This window comes from Pseudomonas tohonis, from assembly GCF_012767755.2.
GTDB classification, from domain to species: Bacteria; Pseudomonadota; Gammaproteobacteria; order Pseudomonadales; family Pseudomonadaceae; genus Metapseudomonas; species Metapseudomonas tohonis.
Genome location: NZ_AP023189.1, coordinates 3,190,935 through 3,210,868, shown reverse-complemented (window position 1 = coordinate 3,210,868; position 19,934 = coordinate 3,190,935). Strand labels below are relative to the sequence as shown.

The following is a 19,934-nucleotide window of genomic DNA, read 5'->3' as shown; positions in this document are numbered from 1 at the left end:
ACCGCAGCCGTCCGTCCGCTCGCGGCCACCCGGGGCTGGCGCACCGCACCGCCCATCTATCCTTAGGGCGTTGCTACAGGGAGCGATCAACGACAGGAGGTTGCCATGCGCTGTCCCTCGCAGTTGCCGAACGAAGCCGAACGCCTGCGTGCCCTCGCCGACTACGGCCTCGACGACGAACGCGTGGTCTCCAGCCTCGACCCGGTGGTGCGAATCGCCGCACGGATGTTCGACATGCCGCTGGCCGCGGTGAACATGATCGGCAGCGACCATGTGTTCTTCGCCGCCAGCACTGGTGTCGGCAAGGTCGACATGCGCCGCGACGTGTCCTTCTGCGCCCACGCCATCACCCAGGACCAGGTGATGGTGGTACCGGACGCCAGCCGCGACGAGCGTTTCCATGACAATCCGCTGGTGGTGGGCCCCACCCACCTGCGCTTCTACGCCGGGGTGCCGCTGCTCTCCGCCGGGGGCCTGCCGCTGGGGGCGCTGTGCGTCATCGACGACCAGCCCCACCTGGACTTCTCTGACGACGACCGCGAGCGCCTGCGGGAGCTCGCGCGCATGGCCACCGACCGCCTGGAACTGCACCGCATCGCGGTGAGCGCCGGACGCAAGCGCCCAACCTTCGAAACCTACGCGGGGCAGTCGGACACCCCGGTGCTCTGGTTCGACCACCGGGGCCACATCCTCGCCTGGAACCCCGCCGCCGCCAGCCTGCTGGGCTACGCCGCGGAGGAAGGCGTCGGGCTGCCGGTGGAAGCCCTGCTGGCGGTGGCCGAACGCCCGTCCTTCCTGGCGCTGATCCGCCGCGCCGTGACCGCCGGCTACCTCGCCGACCCGACCACGCCGGCCACCCTCAAGGGCCTGCACAAGGACGGCAGCGAATTCGACCTGGGCATGTCGCTGTCCTCCTGGAGCGAGAAAGGCTATCCGCGCTTCGAGGCGGTGCTCACCGACGACAGCCGGCGCCTGCAGGAAGAAGCCGAGCTGCGGCGCCTGGCCACCTTCGACGCCCTCACCGGGCTGGCCAATCGCGGCTGCTTCTACCGCTGCGCGGAACAGGCCCTGCTGGCGGCCCGGCCGGTGACGGTGCTGATGATCGACCTGGACGGCTTCAAGGACGTCAACGACACCCTGGGCCACCTGATCGGCGATGGCATCCTGCGGGAGGTCGCGGTCCGCCTGGCCGCCCTGGCGGGCCCGGACGACCTGGTGGCGCGCATCGGTGGCGACGAGTTCGCCCTGCTGCTCACCGGCATCACCGAGCCCGACTCGGCGCTGCGAGTGGCCCGGGAGGCCATCGGCAGCATCGCCCGCCCGATCCAGGTGGACGGCCACGACGTGCGGGTGGCCGCCAGCTGCGGCGTGGCCCTGGCACCCCTGCACGCGCTGGAGGCCCTGGAGCTGGTGGGCGACGCCGACCTCGCGCTGTTCAAGGCCAAGGGCAACGGCCGCAGCCAGGTCGCCGCCTTCACCCCCGAGTTGCGCATGGAAGCGGTGAGCCGCCACCTGCACGCCATGGAGCTGCACAGGGCGGTGGAGAACGGCGAGTTCGTGCTCTTCTACCAGCCCCAGGTGCGTCTCGGCGATGGCTCCCTGCGGGGTGCCGAGGCGCTGATCCGCTGGCAGCACCCCGAGCGCGGGCTGCTGGCGCCCGAGGACTTCCTCCCGGCCCTGGAGCGCGGCACCCTGGCCGCGAGGGTCGGCAACTGGGTCCTGGACGAGGCCTGCGCGCAACTGGCCTTCTGGCGCAACAACGGCGCCGAGGACATGCGCATGGGCGTGAACCTGTTCGGCGCCCAGTTCCGCGTCGGCGACCTGGTGACCGAGGTGCTGGAGGCCCTGGCCCGCTACGGCCTGCCGCCCGAGGCGCTGGAACTGGAAGTCACCGAGAACATCGTGCTGGACAACGACGACATCGTGCTGGAAACCCTGCAGCGCCTGCGCGCCTATGGCGTGGGCATCGCCTTCGACGACTTCGGCACGGGCTACGCCTCGCTGATCCTGCTCAAGACCTACCCGCTGAGCCGGATCAAGATCGATCGCTCCTTCGTCCAGGGCATGCTGGAGTCCCGCCGCGACGCCTCGGTGGTCCGCGCCATCCTCGACATGGCCCGCAGCTTCGACCTCGAAACCATCGCCGAGGGCATCGAAACCGATGCCCAGCGGGCCCGGCTCAAGCTGGAGCGCTGCGGCGAAGGTCAGGGCTACCTGTTCTCCCGCCCGATGTCCGCCCAGGCCTTCACCGAGGCGTACCACATCCGCCCGGCGGTGCGCACCGCCAGCTGAGCCGGCAGCGAACCGCAGAAACGACAAAGGGCGCCTCAGGGCGCCCTTTCACATCGGTACGAACCGGCCGGGATCAATGCCACCAGCGCGGCAGGCCCTTGCGTTGCTCTTCGCTGCTGTTGCCACGGTCGACCTGGGTTTCGGCGGCGGAGGCACGGTCGCTCGCGGCATCCTTGAAGGCGCGCTCGATCGAGCCGTGATGGTCGGCGGCGCTGACGTTGAAAGCGCTGCCGGCAACGACGGCGGCAAGCAGGGTGGCGGTGAAGTAGCGGCTCATGATGGGTTCTCCTTAAGGGGATGGGGTGAGTGATTCGACGGGGCCAGTTTCGCGTCGCCGCTGCGCCCTGGGAAACGCAATCGGTCACTAGTGGATATCAGCGAAATCGATTCCCCGGAGCACCGCCCCCCTGTGGGAGCGAATTCATTCGCGATGGAGCATCCGGCTATGCGCAACCAGGTGCCGGCTGCGGCCTCTTCGCGGCTGAAGCCGCTCCCACAAGGCGTGCCCACCAGCATGGGGCCAACTCGGGTGCAGGATGGATGGCGCTCTTTTCATCCACCAGGCGGTGCCACCGGGCAGCACCACGCCATGGCAGCCCTGCGGCCTGCCTGGCGAATGAATTGGCTCTGTCGGCGCTAAGTGTTGCTAGAGGATTTGGAGCCCAGTTGATTGCCGAGTCTTGCTGATGGCTTCTGTTTCGCCTTGCCGAGCGAGTTTCTTTCTTCAGTCGCCAAGAAAGAAACCAAAGAGGCTTGCCCCTGCATACGGGTCTGGCTAAAGCCAGACTTCCCTCGCTCCATCATCGTTTCAGGGGCACGCCGCGAAGGGCCATCCCTGGCCCATCGCGGCTCTCGCGACATCCATGTCGCTCAACCCCTGAAACGACGATTGCGCTCGGCCTCCTGAAAGGGGCGTTTGGCCGCTGCTTCAACGCCTTCGCTCAATACACATTGATGTGCGCATCACCACCGGGTGGATGCCGTGGCTGGCGGCTTTCGTAGGATGGTGTAGAGCGAAGCGAAACCCATGCGGTGGGCGTGTCAGGAATCCAGAATCGTCCTGAAAGCGCCGTTCTTGAGCCTTTCGTTGAATCCACAACAGCTAACGCAGACAGAGCCAAGAGAATTCGCCCCTACACCCCGTTACCCCACCTGGGCTTCGCCCCGTGCGCCCTGGCGGGCATGCAGGCCGAAGGCGACCAGTGCCAGCAGGGGCAGCGCGGCGCCGACCAGGGCGATGGCCTGCCAGCCTCCCTGCTCGAACAGCAGGCTGGCGATGGAGGAGCCGATGGCGCCGCCGATGAAGATGCTGGTCATGTACAGCGCGTTCAGGCGGCCACGGCTGGCGGCATCGAGTGCGTAGACCTCGCGCTGGCCGAGGACCATGTTCATCTGCACCGCGAAATCCAGCAGCACGCCGGTCAGCGCCAGCCCCACCACGCCCCAGGGCAGGCCGAACAGCGCGGGCAGGAAGCTGAGGATGGCCAGCAGCATGGCGAGACGCGACATGCTGCGGGTATGGCCCGCATCCGCCAGGCGCCCGGCGATGGGCGCGGCGATGGCACCGATGGCGCCGACCAGGGCGAACAGCGCGATCTGCGACTGGGACAAGCCGTGGTTGCGCGCCAGCTCCAGCGGCACCGCGGTCCAGAACAGGCTGAAGGTGCCGAACATCAGCGCCTGGTACAGCGAACGCTGGCGCAGCACCGGCTCGCGACGGAACAGGTGCCAGAGCGAGGCCAGCAGTTGCCCGTAGCTGGCGCGGTGATCGGGCCGCCGGCTGGGCAGCGCCACGGCCACGACCACGGCGATCACCAGCATCAGCCCGGCGGCGCCGAAGAACACCGCACGCCAGCCGAAATGGTCGGCCACGACGCTCGACAGCGGCCGCGCCAGGAGGATGCCCAGCAGCAGCCCGCCCATGATCCCGCCCACCACCCGGCCCCGCGACTCCTCCGGTGCCAGGTGCGCGGCCAGGGGGATGAGCATCTGCACCGAGACCGAGCTGAAGCCGATCAGCGCCGACACCAGCAGCAGCGGGCCGGGTGCCTGGGTCAGCGCCATGCCCACGAGGCTGGCGAAGGTGACGCCGATGGTGGCGATCATCAGCCGGCGGTTCTCCAGCAGGTCCGCCAGGGGCACCAGGAAGAACAGGCCGAGGGCGTAGCCGACCTGGGTCAGGGACACGATCAGGCTGGCGCCGTGGGTGGAGATGCCGACGTCGGGCGCGATCAGCTCGATGATCGGCTGGGCGTAGTAGATGTTCGCGACGATGGCGCCGCAGCAGATGGCGAAGAGCAGCACCAGGCCACGGCTGATCGCCTGGGGCGTGGAATGGCTGGAAGGGGTCATCGGAGGGTCCTCGGGGTGGAACGGTTCGTGGCGCCTATCCTGGGCAAGAGCGCCGCCCGGGGGAATCCGCTCGCTGCGCAAAGCGGCTTTGCCTTTTGCGCAATGCCAGGCGCTTCAGAGCAGGCCGCCGACGAACGCGATGAAGGCCGCGACCCGCCGCGAGGCACGGTGGCTCGGCAGGTAGAGCGCGGTGATGAGCGAGCGGGTGTCGTCCGCGTTGATCCGCTGCCCCGGGAACAGCGACAGCAGGCGACCCGCGGCGATGTCGTCGTCCACCAGCCAGTCCGGCAGCAGGGCCACGGCCGAGCCGGCCAGCGCCACCTCGCGCAGCACCTCGATGTTGTTGCTGCGCATCCGCCCACGCACCGGCACGCGGACCTCGCCCTCGGGCCCCTGGAAGGTCCAGACCTGGCGCGCGGCGCCATAGTTGAAGCGCAGGCAGTCGTGCTCGGCCAGCTCCAGCGGCTGCGCCGGGGTGCCCCGCTCTGCGAGGTAGGCCGGGCTTGCCACTACATGGCGACGGAATTCGCCGAGGGTCCTGGCCACCACGCCGTCCATGGGCGCAGCCGCCCCGAGGCGGATCGACAGGTCGACCCGCTCGCCGAGCAGGTCGACGATTTCGTCGGTGAGGGTGATGTCCAGCTCCAGGCGGGGGTGACGCGCCAGGAGCGTACCGATGTGCGGCGAGATCATGCGCCGGCCGAAGGCGGTGGGCACCGAGACCCGCAACGGCCCGCTGGGCTCGTCGCCGCCGTCCATCACCGAGGCGTCGGCCTCGGCCAGGTATTCCAGCACCTGGCGCGCGCTCTGGTAGTAGGCGGCGCCGGCCTCGGTGAACGTCACCTGGCGCGTCGAGCGGTTCAGCAGCACCGTGCCCAGCTCCTGCTCCAGGGCATCGACCATGCGTGTCACCGAGGAGGTGGCCAGCCCGAGGCCCCGCGCGGCCGCCGAGAAGCCCTTGGCGTCCACGGCGGCGACGAACATCTTCAGGGCCAGCAGCTTGTCCATGTGGGCTCCGGGGCATTGGCAGAACCGGCGGGGGCCGGGCTCGGGATCGGCGGATGATACGCGGGGCAGGCCCGCGAAGCATCCGGTCGCATGCGGCTGGCACCCCGCCGCTGCGCTTCTAGACTGCTACTCCCGCCCTGTCATTCCAAGGAGAGAACCATGGCCCTCGCCCGCATCCAGCAAGCCAACCCCAACCTGGAAAAACTGTCCTCGGGAGCCATCAAGAAGGTCCGCAGCGATGTGCTCGATCACATCGACGACGCCACCGACCTGATGCGCAACAAGAACAACATCATCATCGGCAGCGGCTACCGCCTCGATGCCAAGTCCATGGCAGCGGCGGGCAACGGCTTCAAGGCCGGCGACTACAAGCTGGACATCCAGACCGTGACCCAGCAGAAGGCCAACAGCAGGACGGTGGCCATCGCCTACCTGTCCTCGGCCGCCACCAAGGCCGCCACCGCTGACCTGGTACAGGCCTTCGAGAATTCCCTGGCGACCCAGGACATCTACCTGGTGAGTTGAGCGCTGGCCGCGACTCGACGCGGACTGACGCGATACACGCAGCGGGAGGCATTGGCCAGCAGGTGCTGTTCGCGGACCACCCGGGCCTCGTCGCCGATGATTTCCTGGAACAGCTGCAGCTCGGAGCGGCAGAAGCCCTGGCAGGCCTGCGCCGCCACGCAGATCGGGCAGTGGTCCTCGATCAGCAGCCAGTCGTCGCCATCGCGCTCGACCCGCGCCATGTAGCCCTCGGCCGAGCGCACCTCGGCCAGTCGCTCCAGGCGCTGCGCCAGGTCGCGGCCGCCACAGGCCTGGCGATAGACCGCACGCGACTCGGCCTCGCGCTGGCAGATCAGCCGGTCCAGCCCCTCCTCGCCGAACAGCTGGCGCACCGAAGCGATCAGCTGCACCGTGAGCTGCGCATGGGTATCGGGGAAACGGGCGTAGCCGGCATCGGTGAGCACCCAGGCCTGGCGTGGCCGCCCCGCACCGGAAACCGGCTCCTGGCGCCCGGCCAGCAGCCCGGCCGCCACCAGCTTCTGCACCTGCTGGCGCGCCGCCTCGGGCGTCATCTCCAGCACCTGGGCCAGGGTGGCGGTGGACAGCGGGCCACGGGTCTTCACCAGCAGCAGGATGCGGTCGGCCGTCGAGGCGGTGGAAGCGGTGGCAGGGTCGTGGGCGGGGGTCAAGGCGAGGTCCGGATATCCAAGCGAATGGTTGCATATTAGAGAGGTGACCGGAGCGCGTCGAGCGGCCACGCAGGGCGCGCGCTGGGTAGCATCTTCCCACGGCGCCGCGCCTGCCCTTCCCACGCCATCCTTTGGCTGGCTGGGGCGGGCGCGCGATGGCGTCTAGCCTGCCCCTACCGCCCCGCGCCAAGGACAGCCACCGGGCGACCGCACTCCGAAAACAAGGAACGACACGATGAATCCCTACGGAACCGCCCTGAAGATACTGGCCCTGCTCGGCCTGGGCATCTGGTCCCTGGCCTCCTCCGCCTTCACCCCCTGGGGGCCCTTCACCGCCACCGGGCCGCTTACCGTCAAGTACAACCCGGCGCTGCCCGCCGCGACCTGCACCCTCACGGTCCATGGCCTGGCCAACGGCGGAGTGGCGCAACTGCATGCCGCCACCATCGGCGGCGCCAACCCGATCTGCTCGACCGTCGCCGCGCAGGGCCTGCCCTGGGGCTGGCAGCCGACCAGCGCAACGGCCGTGAACTTCTCCGGCATGAGCATCAGGATCGGCACCGTCACCTGCGGCACCGGTGCCACGGTGCTGGCCACGAGCTGGAGCAACGCCGGCAACAGCCTCTCGGCATCCAGCCAGCCCCTGGGCGGCTGTACGCTGCAGAGCCTGACGCTGACGACCTCGCCAGCGCTCACCCTCCCCTGAGGCCGGGTGTTCCACGAAAAAACAGCGCAGCTGTAGCGGGTGACGAGGGCGACGGCCGGTTAGTGTTCCGCTACCGGCCGCGCCCTGCGGCATCGCCCTGGACCGCTGTCATGCCCGACCTCGACACCTTCGTGATCTTCACCTGCGCCGTCGCGCTGCTGCTGGTTTCGCCAGGGCCGAACATGGCGTTCGTCATCGGCCACGGGGTTTCACATGGCTGGCGTGGCGGTGTCGCGGCCGCGCTGGGCATCAGCGTGGCGGACGCGATCCTGACCCTGCTCACCGCCGCCGGCATCACCGGCCTGGTGGCGGCCTGGCCGCCCTCCTTCGACATCATCCGCTTCGCCGGCGCGTTCTACCTCGCCTGGATGGCCTGGAAGACCCTGCGCAGCGACGCCGCCGGCGGTTCCCGCGTGGAGTGCGTGCCGTTGAAGACGGTGCTGGTCCGCGCCACCCTCAACAGCCTGCTCAACCCCAAGGCGTTGCTGTTCTTCATCGTCTTCCTGCCGCAGTTCGTGGTGCCGGGGCATGGCGCGATCAGCGCCCAGCTCCTGCTGCTGGGCGCCCTGCTCACCCTGCTGGCCTTCATCTTCCACGTGGGTCTCGGGCTGTTCGGCGGCGCCATGAGCCGCCGCCTCGGCGGGCGCGGGCGCTTCGCCAACCTGCAGAAATGGGGGTTGGCCAGCCTGTTCGGCGCACTCGCCCTGCGCCTGGTGGTGATGCAGCGCCCGGCTTGATGCGGGGCGCTTCGCGAGCAGTGCCTGGGGATGGCTCTTCCGTGGGAGCGGATTCATCCGCGAATCGTCGCCTGTTTGCACGGTGCGGGCATGTAGCCCCATGGGTGTGCATACGGTGGTTCGGGTGGCGTTTCGTGAGCCTCGCGCACCCCATCAATACGAAAAAGCCCCGCCGACCCGGTGAGCGGCGGGGCTTGGTAACGCCGTGGCTCAGGCGACCGGGATCAGCGGATCCGCAGCGGCCAGCGCTTCGGCACGGTTGGCCTCCGGCGGGTAGATCCACACGCTGTTGATCTGGGTCTTCAGTCGCTTGCCTTCCTCGCGCTCGAGCTTGACCTGGCGATCCCAGCCTTCGGTGTACACGGCGCCCCAGGCACCGAGGTCCAGGCAGGTGACGTACTTGGGCTGGCTGTAGGGGATGGGCTCGACGCCGAGCAGGTCGGCAGCGACGTTGTTGCCGGCCGAGCGCCCCAGGGCGATGGCGTGCTGGCAGGACATCAGGGCGAAGTGGCCCAGGTCGTCGCAGGCGGCGTAGGCGACGTCGCCCGTGGCGTAGACCGCGTCCTGGCCGATCACCTTGAGGCTGCGGTCCACGTGCAGGCGCCCCTGCGCATCGCGCTCGGCGGGGATCTGCTCGGTCAGCGCGCTGGCGCGCACGCCCACGGTCCAGACCACGGTGTCGGCGTCGATGCGGCGGCCATCGGCGAGGGTCACGCCGCCGGCATCCACCGAGGCGACGCTGGCATCCAGGCACCATTGGATACCCAGCGCTTGCGAGGCCTCGATGATCTGCGCGCGTGGCCCGTCGCCCAGGGCAGCGCCGATGCGGCTGCCACGGTCGACCACGATGACCTGCACCTCGGCGTCGGCGCCCAGGGCCTCGCGCAGGCGGGCCGGCATTTCGGTGGCGGTCTCGATGCCGGTGAAGCCGCCACCGGCGACCACTACCGTATTGCGGGCCCGGGTGGCCGGACGCGAGCCGAGCGCGCGGATGTGCTCTTCCAGGCGCATGGCTTCTTCGATCTGGTCGACGTCGAAGGCATGCTCGACACCGGCCATCTTAGGCCGGACCACGCTGCTGCCGGTGGCCAGGACCAGGCGGTCGTAGGCCAGTTCGGCGCCCGCGCCCCGCTCGTCACGGTAGGCCACGCGCTGGCCCTGCACATCAATGCGATCCACCAGCCCCTTGACGAAGCGCACGCCGACGGCCGCGAACAGCTCGCCCAAAGGCGCCTTCATGCGGTGCACGCCGGCTTCGTAGAAGCGCGGGCGGACGCGCAGCTCGGCCTGGGGCGCTAGGACGGTGACCTCGACATCGGTGCGGCTATGGATGTCCAGCAAGCGGGTGGCGCTGAGTGCGCTCCACAGGCCACCGAAGCCTGCACCGACGATCAGGATGCGCTGTTTCATGCTCGTTTCTCCAACGGGTAAGAGTCGTGTTCGGTTCGAATGGGGTCGGGCTCTCGACGGCGCCAATGGCATGCCCGGGTTCAGTTGCACCGCGTGGCGACATCGATCGCCGATATCTACGACTATATTGATCGCAGTTTATGCCGGCAAGCATTTTTTCTTTGCCCTCACCCGCCCGCGCTCGCCATGCTGCTGTCTGCACCGCTCAGGGATGCGCCCCGATCACGCTCTCGCAACCTTGTGCCACGGGCATCGGTGGCGACGGACGGCATTCCCATCCATCGCCGACCAGGGCGCCTCCCTTGAGGCAAATGAATGCAGCTCGCACTATATATGCGACCCGATAAGTCGGAGTTATGAATGTCTCTCTACAGCGCAGGGGTCGAGTACGGCATCCACTGCCTGCTCTTTCTCGTGGACGAGCGTGGCGACAGCCGTGAAGCCAGCGTGCGTGACATGGCCGAGCTCCAGGGCGTGCCCCAGGAGTACCTGGCGAAGGTCTTCACCAAGCTGGCCAAGGCCGGGCTGGTGGCGGCCACCGAAGGCGTGCGCGGCGGGTTCCGCCTGGCCCGTCCTTCGGACGAGATCACGGTGCTGGACATCGTCCGCGCCATCGATGGCAACAAGTCGATCTTCGAATGCCGCGACATCCGTGGGCGTTGCGCGCTGTTCGAAGGGTCGCCGCCGGACTGGGCGCTGGAAGGCACCTGCTCGGTCCACGCGGTGATGCTGACGGCGCAGAAGCGCATGGAAGAAGCGCTGGCACAGCAGACCATCCTCGACATCGCCCGCCGCGTCGGCCGCAAGGTGCCCGCCGATTTCGGCGCACAGGTTGCCGAGTGGATGGAGGAACGCCAGCAGAACCGCACGGGCGGTGATTCGATCCCCCTGGTCAATCTCCCCGACTGACCGGGCGAGGCTCAGAAGAGATCGAGCTGGCCGTCGACCAGGCGGCTGAAATCGCCCTGGACGAAGGGCAGGATGGCGTCCGCCACCGGCTGCAGCTGGCGCGTGACGTAATGGTCGTAGTCGATGGCGGCGCGGCGGTTCTCCAGCGGCTCGGGCCCGGCCACGGTGATCAGGTAGCTGATCCAGCCACCGTTCTGGTACTGCCGGGGTCGACCCTGGCTGTCGTTGTACTCATCGGCCAGGCGCGCCGCGCGCACATGGGGCGGGACGTTGCGCTCGTAGTCGTCCAGGCGACGGCGCAGGCGCTTGCGGTAGACCAGCAGGTCGTCCAGCTCGCCGGCCAGGGTGCTGCGCACGTAGTCGCGCACGTAGTCCTGGTAGGGCTCGCGGTTGAAGATGCGCAGGTACAGCTCCTGCTGGAAACGCTGGGCCAGGGGCGACCAGTCCGTGCGCACCGTCTCCAGGCCCTTGAAGACCATCTCCTCGCTGCCATCGGCACGCACCACCAACCCGGCGTAGCGCTTCTTGCTGCCCTCCTCCGCGCCCCTCACCGTGGGCATCAAGAATCGCCTGTAGTGGGTCTCGTATTGCAGCTCCAGCGCGCTCTCCAGGCCGTACTCGGCCAGGAGGTGCTCGCGCCACCACAGGTTGACCCGCTGCACCAGCGCGCGCCCGATGGCCGCGGCCTCCTCTTCGCCATGGGCAGCGCCCAGCCAGACGAAGGTGGAGTCGGTATCGCCATAGATCACCTGGTGCCCCTGCGCCTCGATCAGCGCACGGGTGCGGCGCATGATCTCGTGGCCGCGCAGGGTGATGGACGAGGCCAGGCGCGGATCGAAGAAGCGGCAGCCGCTGGAGCCGAGCACCCCGTAGAAGGCGTTCATGATGATCTTCAGGGCCTGCGACAGCGGCTGGTTGCGCTCGCGCTTGGCCGTCTCCCGCCCCTGCCAGACCCGCTCGACGATCGACGGCAGGCAATGCCGCGTGCGCGAGAAGCGTGCTTCGCGGAACCCCGGCACCGAGTGCTCGTCGTCAGGCTGGCGCAGGCCCTCCACCAACCCCACCGGATCGATGAGGAAGGTGCGGATGATCGAGGGGTACAGGCTCTTGTAGTCCAGGACCAGCACCGACTCGTACAGCCCGGGACGCGAATCCATGACGAAACCGCCCGGGCTGGCCTCGGGCATGCGTTCGCCCTGGTTGGGCGCGACGAAGCCCTGGCGGTGCATCAGCGGCATGTACAGGTGGCAGAAGGCGGCGACCGAACCACCGCTGCGGTCGGCGGGCAGGCCGGTGACCGTGGCGCGTTCGAGGAGGAAGGTGAGCAGCTCGGTCTTGGCGAAGATGCGCGTCACCAGCTCGCAGTCCTTGAGGTTGTAGCGTGCCAGGGCGGGCTTGTCCTCGGCGAACATGCGGTTGATCTCGTCCATGCGCTGGTAGGGGGTGTCGATGGCCTTGCCTTCGCCAAGCAGGGTCTGGGCGACGTTCTCCAGGCTGAAGGACGGGAAGCTCCAGGTGGCCGAACGCAGCGCCTCGATGCCATCGATGATCAACCGGCCCGGCGCCTCGGCGAAGTAATGGTTGTTGCGGCTGCCATGCTCGCGCCAGCCCATGGCCTCGCCGCCACGGCCCAGGCGCAGCGGCACCTTGAGGCGCTTGGCGTGCTCGTTGAGCACGCGCAGGTCGAACTGCACCAGGTTCCAGCCGATGATCGCGTCCGGGTCGTGCTCGACCAGCCACTGGTTGAGGCGTTCGAGCAGTTGCGCGCGGTCGTCGCAGTACTCCAGGGCGAAATCCACCTCGCTGGCGTCGCCGTTGGCCGGGCCGAGCATGTAGACCTGGCGCTGGCCGCAGCCTTCCAGGGCGATGGAATAGAGCTCGCCGTGCAGGGTGGTCTCGATGTCCAGGGACACCAGGCGCAGGCGCGGGCGGTAGTCGGGCGCGGGCTTCATCTGCCCGTCCACCAGCGCGCCCTCGGCATCGGGCGTGCCGCCGAACAGCACCGGCGCGGTGATGAAGCGCTCCATCAGGTAGCGCTCCGGCGGGCGGATATCGGCTTCGAATACGTCGACGCCGGCCTGGCGCAGGGCCTTGTCCAGGCCGATCAGCTGGCGGTGTTGCTGGCAGTACAGGCCGAGCACCGGACGATGGCGGAAGTCGCAGAGCCCCAGCGGCCGCAGCTCGACGCCGCGCTCGTTACGCAGCAGCGCTTCGGCGCGCTCGCGCTGCTGGGCGGGGATGAAGGCGACGGACGTCTGCGGCGCCAGGCGCAGGTAGCGGGGGCCATCGTCGGTGGCCAGCCAGAACGCCACTTCCGTGCCCGCGGGCGTATCGCGCCAGTGCCGGGTCAGGACGAAGCCCTGCTGTAGTTCCACCTTGCGACCTCGGAGAAAGATTCAGGGGCGCGATTCTACGTGGCCCGGCCGGCTCGCGCCTGCCCCATCGGCTAGTCGCGCGAACTCCTGACTTCCTTCAGCTTGCCTTCGATGAAGCGCAGCTCGCGGGTCATGCCGTTGCGCGGGCCGTAGGTCCAGATGTCCACGGTCACCGCATTGAGCTTGGGCACCCCGTTGTTGCGCAGGGCCGGCAGCGTGCGCACGCGGCTGTCAGGCTCGCCGCACTTGCGCAGCACGTCCTCCAGGCTGTCGTCCTGCTGCACCAGGCCCCCGCTGCAACGCAGGGTCAGGGCCTGGGCCGGGGCGACCCAGGCGGCTGCGAGCACGAGGGTCAGCAGCGCATGGGGAAGGATGCGGTTCATGGAGTTCCTCCTTCGCGGTCAGCGCTTGACCGCCTGCTACCTATAGACCAAAGGGAGGCGCCAGGGTGCTTCGTACGCACCGGCTCAGGGTGTCTCCGGCAGCGGCATGCCCTTGGGCCAGAGCATCCAGATGCGCCCCTCCTGCTTCATGTTGCCGGCCAGTTCGCCCGCCTCCTGGCCGGTGCCCCAGAACAGGTCCGCGCGCACTTCGCCGACGATGGCGCCACCGGTGTCCTGGGCGGCGACCGGGCGCACCACCGGCGAGCCGTCGTCGGGGCGTGTGGTGGAAAGCCAGAGCAGGCTGCCCAGCGGGATCACCTTGCGGTCGATGGCCACGCTGTAGCCGGCGGTGAGCGGCACGTTGAGTGAGCCGCGCGGGCCTTCGTTGCTGTCCGGGCGGGTGCTGAAGAACACGTAGCTGGGGTTGCTGGCCAGCAGCTCGTCGACCCGCCCGGGATTGGCGACGGCCCATTCGCGGATGCGGCCCATGCTCACCTCCTCCATCTGCAGCAGCCCCTGCTCCACCAGCCAGCGGCCGACGGGGCGATAGGGGTAGCCGTTCTGGTCGGCGTAGCCGATGCGCAACTGGCGGCCGTCGTCGAGCTGGATGCGCCCGGAACCCTGGATCTGCAGGAACTGCAGGTCCATCGGGTCATTGAGCCAGGCCAGCACCGGCGCGTTCACGCCCTGGCCACGGATGGTGGCGGCATCGTCGTAAGGCTTGAGCACGCGGCCTTCGAGGCGGCCTCGCAGGCGCTTGCCCTTGAGTTCGGGGTAGATCTCGTCCAGGGCGACGACGATGAGGTCGTCCGGCACGCCGTAGACCGGCACCTGCCCCTGCTCGGTGCGCTGCAGGTGGCCGGGGTAGACGGGTTCGTAGTAGCCGGTGATCAGGCCGTGCTCGCCCTTCCCTGCCGAGCGCAGGCTGTAGGGCTGGAGGTTGGCACCGATGAAGGCGCGGACGGCGCCGGCCTCCATCGGCACCGGCGCGGCGGCGGCACAGGTGGCGGACCAGACCGGGTCCTTGGCCAGGCGCGTGCAGGCCGAACGCCAGGCGGCGAAGCCATTGAGCAGTTCCTCGTCGGCCGTGGCGGGCACCTGGCTCCAGTCGACGGCGAGGTAGGTGGTGGCCTTGGCCGGCGGCGTCGGCTTCTCGGGTTCGCCCTGGTCACAGCCGGCCAGCAGCGCAGCGAGGGGAAGGAGGCAGCAGAGGGTTCGGCGCCAGTGGCGCAAAGCTTGGGTCACGCGGGGAATCCTGGGCGGTTGGGACGAAGCGCGTAGCTTGGTGAAGGTGCCAGCCCAGGTCAAACGCAATGGCCCGGGCAGCGGTTACAAAGCGTTATCAGAGATTGCAGGAAGGCCCCGGGGTTCCCTGCGCCCTCCTTTCGACGCCGATTTGTGAGGCGGGACGCAGGGGCGCTGCCACATGAACAAGAGCCTCGCGATGCCCCAAACGAAGAACCCGGCCACTGGGGCCGGGTCCGGTTCATCCAGGATGCGCGTCAGTGCACCGCGTCGGCCTGGCTGCGCGTCGGTCTGGGCGCGTGGCTTCCATGATCGTCGTCATCGGCCAGCGGGACCTCGTTGCCGGCGGCGTCGTACAGCTTGCCGTTCTGGAAGTAGTCACCGTCGTTCAGCGCGGCGACGTCGGTGTAGCGCAGGCTGCGCTCGTGGCCGGCGGAGATCACCGAAGGCTGGTCGGGGTTGCCGGCGGTGAACTGGTTGAACACCAGGTTCAGCAGGATGGCCATGATCGCCGCCGAGCTGATGCCGGAGTGGAAGATGGTCTCGAACCAGGCCGGGAAGTGCTCGTAGAAGCTCGGCGCAGCGATCGGGATCATGCCGAAGCCGAGAGCGGTGGAGACGATGATCAGGTTCATGTTGTTGCGGTAGTCGACCTTGGCCAGGGTGCGGATGCCACTGGCGGCGACGGTGCCGAAGAGCACGATGCCGGCACCACCGAGCACGGAGGTCGGCACGGCGGCGATCACCCGCCCCATGACCGGCAGCAGGCCCAGGGTGACCAGGATCAGGCCGCCGGTGGCGACCACGTAGCGGCTCTTCACGCCGGTGACGGCGACCAGGCCGACGTTCTGGGCGAAGGCGCTCTGGGTGAAGGAGCCGAACAGGGGCGCCAGGACGCTGGACAGCATGTCGGCACGCAGGCCATTGCCAAGGCGCTTGGAGTCCACCTTGGTGCCGATGATCTCGCCGACGGCGAGGATGTCGGCCGAGGTTTCCACCAGGGTCACCAGGATCACGATGCACATCGAGAGGATCGCGGCGAAATGGAAGGTCGGCATGCCGAAGTGCAGCAGCGAGGGCATCGCCACGATCGGGCCTTCAGCGACCTTGGAGAAATCGGTCAGGCCCAGTGCCATGGCGATCAGCGTGCCGATCACCATCGCCAGCAGGATCGACAGGCGCGAGATGGTGGAGCTGCCGATCTTGCTCAGCAGCAGCACGATCGCCAGGGTCATGCCGGCCAGGCCGATGTTGGTCATGCTGCCGAACTCGGGCGACTGGCTGTTGCCGCCCATGGCCCAGCGCGCGGCGACGGGCATCAGCGTCAGGCCGATGGTGGTGATCACCACCCCCGTGACCAGTGGCGGGAAGAACTTGGTGACGCGGGAGAAGATGGGTGTGATCAGCAGGCCGATCAGCGACGCGGCCATCACCGCCCCGAGGACGGACTGGATGCCGCCCTCGCCGTTGTTGCTGCCGAGGATGGCGATCATGGTGGCGACGCCGGCGAAGGAAACGCCCTGGACGAGGGGCAGCTGGCAGCCGAAGAACGGCAGGCCGAGGGTCTGGAGCAAGGTCGCGAGGCCGCCGGCGAACAACGAGGCGGCGATCAGCAGGCCGATTTCGGAGGGGCTGAGCCCTGCCGCCTGGCCGAGGATCAGGGGAACGGCAACGATACCGCCGTACATGGTGAGAACGTGCTGCAATCCGTAAGCGAGGTTGGCGCCGATGCCAAGGTTCTCGTCTTCCGGACGTGGTGCGACGGACGTAGCTTGGGAGAGCTTGTTCATGGGGAGGTGCACTCACTTCTTGTCGTTGTTGTGGGCGCAATGTAAACAAAAGTGTCCCCATATGGCTAGCGCGTTGTATACAAAAAATGCGCATATGAAAAAGACGATTCCTGACCGATTGGTCATAACCCCGTAACCACGCGGGCTGCGGCCTGCACGGGGAAATTGGCCGAACGGGCGAATACCCTTTTCAACGACGTGACCCGGCTCACGCTGACGGCATTTACAGCTGCGGGATTTGGCCTACGCTGAGCCGTGACCCGATGGTCAGCTTGCATCCACTTCAAGGAGGAACGGATATGACGCTGGGTATGGCCGATATCGGCAAGCTCTTCACCCTCTACATGCCCGCCTACATGTGCGAGGCGACCCGCCTCGACAGCGGCACCCTCTCCCTGCAGTTCACCGGCCGCGCCGACCTGGACGTGATCACCCTCCACGGCATGACCCTGGCCGAACTCTCCTCCCCGCTGGCCATCAGGCAACTGAGCAAGGTGCTCAACGAGGAGTTCGCCATCGCCATCGCCAACCGGCGCAGCTTCCGCCCCCGCACCTGCGGTGCCTGAACCGCGGCAGGACGGGACCGACGACCACCCTCGGCAGCGCTCATGCGTGGCGCATTGCACGGAGCCGGAACCTGAAGGGCCCCTCGCCGCTCCAACCCCTTGGTCGCAGGCGAGCCTGCCTGCATACCCGCGTGCGGGCACGACCCGAGGCGACGAAAAATTCCGGTTCGGACTGGCGCAGGCCCCGGTTCTCGCGGCACTATCGCTGCGGGAGTGAGAGCCGGGTTCGCCAACAAGGAAGGCTGCAATGCATTACTTCGACATCCAGTACAAGCTCAGGGGCGTGCCGAGAAGTCTGCGCGTCCGTCATACCGAGAAGGAAATGGGGCTGGAGCTGGCCCTGGCGCACATCATCGCCGAGCACCGCGGGCAGCTCGAGGTGGACCGCAACCTGGGCGGCTCGTCCTTCGAGAACAAGGTGCTCGCCTCCCAGGAAATCGGCGTATCAGGGGTCACCACGCACCTGGTCGAGAACTGACCCGAGGCCCTCAGGCCGCGATCAGCGGCCAGCGATCCTGGATGAACTCGCAGCCCTGCGGCGGCTGCCCGATCACCACATAGACACGGCGCTCCCGCTCCGCTTCCAGCAACACCCCCTGCAGGCACTGGCTGGCCACGAGGTCGAACCAGTGCGGCTGCTGGGCCCTGTCCCTTTCCATGTAGCGCTGCACGGCGATCTTCACCGCCTGGGGCCGATAGCGCTCCCAGGCCTCCAGCGTCATGCAGTTCTCCCGCGCCCAGCCGCTGGCGGGCAAGGCTCCGGGCTGCCGTGGCCGGCGCCCCCAGGCAATCCATTCGATGGAACCGTCGGGCTGCACCACGGGCAGCTCCGCCCTGGGGCTCTGGAAATAAATCCGCCTGGCCCTGCCGTTCCCGGTGATGCGACCCGCCACTTCGACGCCTCCGCACATGACAACCCCCTGAAGGTGGATACCGACAGGAGATTGACCGCGAAAAAGGCCCATCCGCTGCATGCCGCCACACACCCTTCGTCGCCGTGCTGCGAGAACGCTCAAGCCCGGGGGTTGCAGCAGATGGCTAGCATTGCCTGACCCGCTGGTTCTGCTAGTTTTGCGCTCTTGATATCAAGGGGTCATCGGCGTGCCGGTGCAGGACGGAATGGGGCGGGGCCGCAGGCGCTTATGGAATGGTTGATCAGCTACAGCTTCAAGGGTGAAGCCCGCCACATGAAGATGAACACGCGGGACATACCCAATATCAAGGCCATCGGCTTTTCCATCTACACGCTCGAATTCCCCGGCAAGGCCCGCCCCTCGCGCTCCAGCGAGGCCATCCAGGACTGGCTGACCGACTGCGGCATCGAGGTCACCGACGTGCGCCTGCTACGCCGCTCCGCAGGCCCCGGCCCGGAAGCGCCCTACAGCCAGCTGCTGCCGGGGCGCGACGTCACCTGAGCCCTTCAGAGGCTGAAGCGCGCCACCTGCCTCTCCAGCGACAGCGCCAGCTCCTCGATGCTGGCGGCTGCGCGCGAGGCGCCGGAAATCTCCTGGTTGCTACTCTCGGCCATCTGCGCGATGCGCTCGACGCTGCGGGCCACATCCTGGCTGGCGGCGGATTGTTCCTGCAGGGCCAGGGAGATCTGGTCCACCACCGAGACGATGCGCGATGCTCCACTGCGTATCTCGGCGATGGCCTGGTTGGCTGCCCCGGCAAGTTCCAGCCCCTTACCCACCTGCTCCACCCCGGTCTCCATCTTCGCCACCGCGTCCCGCGCGCTTTGCTGGATCTTCTGGATCATGCCGCCGACCTCCTGGGTCGACTGCCCCGTGCGCTGGGCCAGCAGGCGTACCTCGTCGGCCACCACGGCGAAACCGCGGCCCTGGTCACCGGCGCGCGCCGCCTCGATGGCTGCGTTCAGCGCCAGCAGGTTGGTCTGCTCGGCGATGGCGCTGATGACATTCACGATGGAGCTGATCTGCTCGACGCTGGCCCCCAGGTCGTCGATCTGCCGCGCCGAGTTGCGCACCGTCTCGGCGATCCACCCCATGCTCTCGAGCGTCTGCTGGATCACCGCACCACCCTCCTGGGACTGCCTGCCGGAGTCACTGGAGATGCCATGGGCCTCCGACGCGTTGGAGGCCACGTGACTGATGCTCACGGTCAGTTGCTCCACGGTCGCCGCCATGCTGGAGGCGGCCTGCGACTGCTCCAGCGCCGCGCGGGACAGTTGCCCGGAGGTGCTGGAGATATGCCGCGCAGCAACCAGCAGGCGCTCGGAGCCTTCGCGGATGCCGGTGATCATCTCGCGCAGGCGCGCCTGCATGTCGCGGAAGGCGCCCAGCAACTCGCCCACCTCATCGCCGCCGCTGGTGTTGATTTGCGAGCTCAGCCGCCCCTCGGCAATACCCCTGGCCGCCTGCACCGCCCCGGCCAGGCGCTGGCGGATGGAGGCGGACAGGGTCCAGGCGATGACCACCGAGGCGGCGATGGCGATCAGCCCACCCAGTACCAGGCTGGTCAGGGCGAAGTGTTCGGCGCCGGCCAGGTTCTCGTTGCGCTGACCAAGCAGGCGCTCTTCCTCGCTGCGCAACTCGGCCACCCGCTTGCGCATGCCATCCATCCGCACCTTGTCGGCGCGGGCGACGATGCGCCGCTCCAGGTCGGCCGGCGTCGCGCTGCCGGCGGTGACTTGGCGGCGCAGCGCCAGGATGCCCTCGACGTCTTCCTGCAGCCATTGGCGATGTAGCTCTTCGATATCGGCCAGGCGCTTTTGCTGCACCGGGTTATCGGCGGTGAGCTGGCGCAGCTCGGCCAGGTCCCTGTCGAAGGCGGCGCGCCCGGCGTTCAGCGGTTCGAGGAACTCGTCCTGCCCGGCCAGGGCAAAGCCGCGCATGCCGGTCTCGATATCGGTCAGCGCCTGCATCAGGCTGCCCGCACGGTCGATGACGCGGTAGGTGTGGATGTTCCACTGCACCGACTCATCCATGCGTACGAAGCTGCTTCGCGT

The 19,934-nt window shown here is 68.2% G+C and carries 18 protein-coding genes and 2 pseudogenes; 8 read left to right on the top strand and 12 right to left on the bottom strand.

All coding sequences use genetic code 11. The annotated features are described in order from the left end of the window. Positions 1-105: 105 nt before the first annotated feature. Positions 106-2,292, top strand: coding sequence for a putative bifunctional diguanylate cyclase/phosphodiesterase (locus HSX14_RS14685; protein WP_173178718.1), 2,187 nt, complete (start codon positions 106-108; stop codon positions 2,290-2,292). A 73-nt stretch (positions 2,293-2,365) separates the two neighbouring features. Here the strand turns inward: HSX14_RS14685 and HSX14_RS14680 are convergent, their stop codons facing one another. The 3 genes from HSX14_RS14680 to HSX14_RS14670 form a co-directional block, all read right to left on the bottom strand. Then, a complete protein-coding gene (locus tag HSX14_RS14680) occupies positions 2,366-2,569 on the bottom strand; it encodes a hypothetical protein (protein ID WP_173178719.1) in 204 nt (67 codons plus the stop codon). An 866-nt stretch (positions 2,570-3,435) separates the two neighbouring features. Continuing rightward, positions 3,436-4,644 (bottom strand): MFS transporter, encoded by a 1,209-nt coding sequence (locus HSX14_RS14675; RefSeq protein ID WP_173175904.1) that lies wholly within the window; start codon positions 4,642-4,644, stop codon positions 3,436-3,438. A gap of 114 nt (positions 4,645-4,758) precedes the next feature. Then, the gene (locus HSX14_RS14670; protein WP_173175902.1) at positions 4,759-5,652 is read right to left on the bottom strand and encodes a LysR family transcriptional regulator; all 894 of its coding nucleotides are present in this window, start codon (positions 5,650-5,652) and stop codon (positions 4,759-4,761) included. 159 nt (positions 5,653-5,811) lie between these two features. On the opposite strand from HSX14_RS14670, the gene HSX14_RS14665 reads away from it, so the two are divergent. Then, the gene (locus HSX14_RS14665; protein WP_173175900.1) at positions 5,812-6,177 is read left to right on the top strand and encodes a hypothetical protein; all 366 of its coding nucleotides are present in this window, start codon (positions 5,812-5,814) and stop codon (positions 6,175-6,177) included. On the opposite strand, the gene HSX14_RS14660 is transcribed toward HSX14_RS14665, so the two are convergent. Then, positions 6,162-6,845 carry a helix-turn-helix transcriptional regulator gene (locus tag HSX14_RS14660; RefSeq protein WP_173175898.1) on the bottom strand — a complete coding sequence of 228 codons (684 nt, stop codon included), beginning with the start codon at positions 6,843-6,845 and terminating at the stop codon, positions 6,162-6,164. The genes HSX14_RS14665 and HSX14_RS14660 overlap by 16 nt on opposite strands. A gap of 235 nt (positions 6,846-7,080) precedes the next feature. On the opposite strand from HSX14_RS14660, the gene HSX14_RS14655 reads away from it, so the two are divergent. Both HSX14_RS14655 and HSX14_RS14650 read left to right on the top strand, forming a co-directional pair. Further along, positions 7,081-7,551: a hypothetical protein gene (locus tag HSX14_RS14655; protein WP_173175896.1), complete on the top strand. Its 471-nt coding sequence runs from the start codon at positions 7,081-7,083 to the stop codon at positions 7,549-7,551. Between the two features lie 110 nt (positions 7,552-7,661). Then, complete coding sequence (locus HSX14_RS14650) at positions 7,662-8,288, top strand: LysE family translocator (RefSeq protein ID WP_173175894.1); 627 nt, start codon at positions 7,662-7,664, stop codon at positions 8,286-8,288. 210 nt (positions 8,289-8,498) lie between these two features. Here the strand turns inward: HSX14_RS14650 and HSX14_RS14645 are convergent, their stop codons facing one another. After that, entirely contained in the window at positions 8,499-9,698 is a 1,200-nt protein-coding gene (locus HSX14_RS14645; protein ID WP_173175892.1) for an NAD(P)/FAD-dependent oxidoreductase, read from the bottom strand. A gap of 360 nt (positions 9,699-10,058) precedes the next feature. Between HSX14_RS14645 and HSX14_RS14640 the strand changes: the two genes are divergently transcribed. Beyond that, complete coding sequence (locus HSX14_RS14640) at positions 10,059-10,607, top strand: RrF2 family transcriptional regulator (RefSeq protein ID WP_173175890.1); 549 nt, start codon at positions 10,059-10,061, stop codon at positions 10,605-10,607. Positions 10,608-10,618: 11 nt separating this feature from the next. Here HSX14_RS14640 and HSX14_RS14635 read toward each other — a convergent pair whose 3' ends face one another. The 4 genes from HSX14_RS14635 to HSX14_RS14620 form a co-directional block, all read right to left on the bottom strand. After that, on the bottom strand, positions 10,619-12,982 hold the full coding sequence (locus HSX14_RS14635) for a DNA polymerase II (RefSeq protein ID WP_173175888.1): 2,364 nt from the start codon (positions 12,980-12,982) through the stop codon (positions 10,619-10,621). 71 nt (positions 12,983-13,053) lie between these two features. Then, positions 13,054-13,365, bottom strand: coding sequence for a DUF2845 domain-containing protein (locus tag HSX14_RS14630; RefSeq protein ID WP_173175886.1), 312 nt, complete (start codon positions 13,363-13,365; stop codon positions 13,054-13,056). Positions 13,366-13,449: 84 nt separating this feature from the next. Continuing rightward, positions 13,450-14,610, bottom strand: a complete 1,161-nt coding sequence (gene mltA, locus HSX14_RS14625) for a murein transglycosylase A (RefSeq protein ID WP_173175884.1) — start codon at positions 14,608-14,610, stop codon at positions 13,450-13,452. 257 nt (positions 14,611-14,867) lie between these two features. Further along, positions 14,868-16,400 (bottom strand): nucleobase:cation symporter-2 family protein, encoded by a 1,533-nt coding sequence (locus HSX14_RS14620; RefSeq protein WP_173175882.1) that lies wholly within the window; start codon positions 16,398-16,400, stop codon positions 14,868-14,870. A 299-nt stretch (positions 16,401-16,699) separates the two neighbouring features. Here HSX14_RS14620 and HSX14_RS14615 point away from each other — a divergent pair, with 299 nt between their 5' ends. Further along, positions 16,700-16,966, top strand: coding sequence for a hypothetical protein (locus HSX14_RS14615; RefSeq protein ID WP_111262898.1), 267 nt, complete (start codon positions 16,700-16,702; stop codon positions 16,964-16,966). A 247-nt stretch (positions 16,967-17,213) separates the two neighbouring features. Further along, positions 17,214-17,444, top strand: coding sequence for a hypothetical protein (locus HSX14_RS14610; protein WP_111262897.1), 231 nt, complete (start codon positions 17,214-17,216; stop codon positions 17,442-17,444). A gap of 10 nt (positions 17,445-17,454) precedes the next feature. On the opposite strand, the gene HSX14_RS14605 is transcribed toward HSX14_RS14610, so the two are convergent. Then, positions 17,455-17,787, bottom strand: a complete 333-nt coding sequence (locus HSX14_RS14605; RefSeq protein WP_173175598.1) for a hypothetical protein — start codon at positions 17,785-17,787, stop codon at positions 17,455-17,457. A 321-nt stretch (positions 17,788-18,108) separates the two neighbouring features. Here HSX14_RS14605 and HSX14_RS14600 point away from each other — a divergent pair, with 321 nt between their 5' ends. Beyond that, a complete protein-coding gene (locus HSX14_RS14600) occupies positions 18,109-18,381 on the top strand; it encodes a hypothetical protein (RefSeq protein WP_173175880.1) in 273 nt (90 codons plus the stop codon). A gap of 5 nt (positions 18,382-18,386) precedes the next feature. On the opposite strand, the pseudogene HSX14_RS31630 reads toward HSX14_RS14600, so the two are convergent. Both HSX14_RS31630 and HSX14_RS31625 read right to left on the bottom strand, forming a co-directional pair. Continuing rightward, positions 18,387-18,974: pseudogene (locus tag HSX14_RS31630) on the bottom strand (methyl-accepting chemotaxis protein); the annotation flags it as partial. 315 nt (positions 18,975-19,289) lie between these two features. Continuing rightward, positions 19,290-19,850, bottom strand: a pseudogene (locus HSX14_RS31625) (CHASE3 domain-containing protein); the annotation flags it as partial. Positions 19,851-19,934 lie beyond the last annotated feature (84 nt).

Bases quoted from the DNA above. Each gene is read 5' to 3' on its own strand.
- HSX14_RS14655 (WP_173175896.1), top strand. From the start codon at position 7,081: ATGAATCCCTACGGAACCGCCCTGAAGATACTGGCCCTGCTCGGCCTG.
- HSX14_RS14615 (WP_111262898.1), top strand. From the start codon at position 16,700: ATGACGCTGGGTATGGCCGATATCGGCAAGCTCTTCACCCTCTACATG.
- HSX14_RS14630 (WP_173175886.1), bottom strand. From the start codon at position 13,365: ATGAACCGCATCCTTCCCCATGCGCTGCTGACCCTCGTGCTCGCAGCC.
- HSX14_RS14665 (WP_173175900.1), top strand. From the start codon at position 5,812: ATGGCCCTCGCCCGCATCCAGCAAGCCAACCCCAACCTGGAAAAACTG.
- HSX14_RS14610 (WP_111262897.1), top strand. From the start codon at position 17,214: ATGCATTACTTCGACATCCAGTACAAGCTCAGGGGCGTGCCGAGAAGT.
- HSX14_RS14620 (WP_173175882.1), bottom strand. From the start codon at position 16,400: ATGAACAAGCTCTCCCAAGCTACGTCCGTCGCACCACGTCCGGAAGAC.
- HSX14_RS14650 (WP_173175894.1), top strand. From the start codon at position 7,662: ATGCCCGACCTCGACACCTTCGTGATCTTCACCTGCGCCGTCGCGCTG.
- HSX14_RS14675 (WP_173175904.1), bottom strand. From the start codon at position 4,644: ATGACCCCTTCCAGCCATTCCACGCCCCAGGCGATCAGCCGTGGCCTG.
- HSX14_RS14600 (WP_173175880.1), top strand. From the start codon at position 18,109: ATGGAATGGTTGATCAGCTACAGCTTCAAGGGTGAAGCCCGCCACATG.
- HSX14_RS14640 (WP_173175890.1), top strand. From the start codon at position 10,059: ATGTCTCTCTACAGCGCAGGGGTCGAGTACGGCATCCACTGCCTGCTC.
- HSX14_RS14670 (WP_173175902.1), bottom strand. From the start codon at position 5,652: ATGGACAAGCTGCTGGCCCTGAAGATGTTCGTCGCCGCCGTGGACGCC.
- HSX14_RS14685 (WP_173178718.1), top strand. From the start codon at position 106: ATGCGCTGTCCCTCGCAGTTGCCGAACGAAGCCGAACGCCTGCGTGCC.
- HSX14_RS14680 (WP_173178719.1), bottom strand. From the start codon at position 2,569: ATGAGCCGCTACTTCACCGCCACCCTGCTTGCCGCCGTCGTTGCCGGC.
- HSX14_RS14645 (WP_173175892.1), bottom strand. From the start codon at position 9,698: ATGAAACAGCGCATCCTGATCGTCGGTGCAGGCTTCGGTGGCCTGTGG.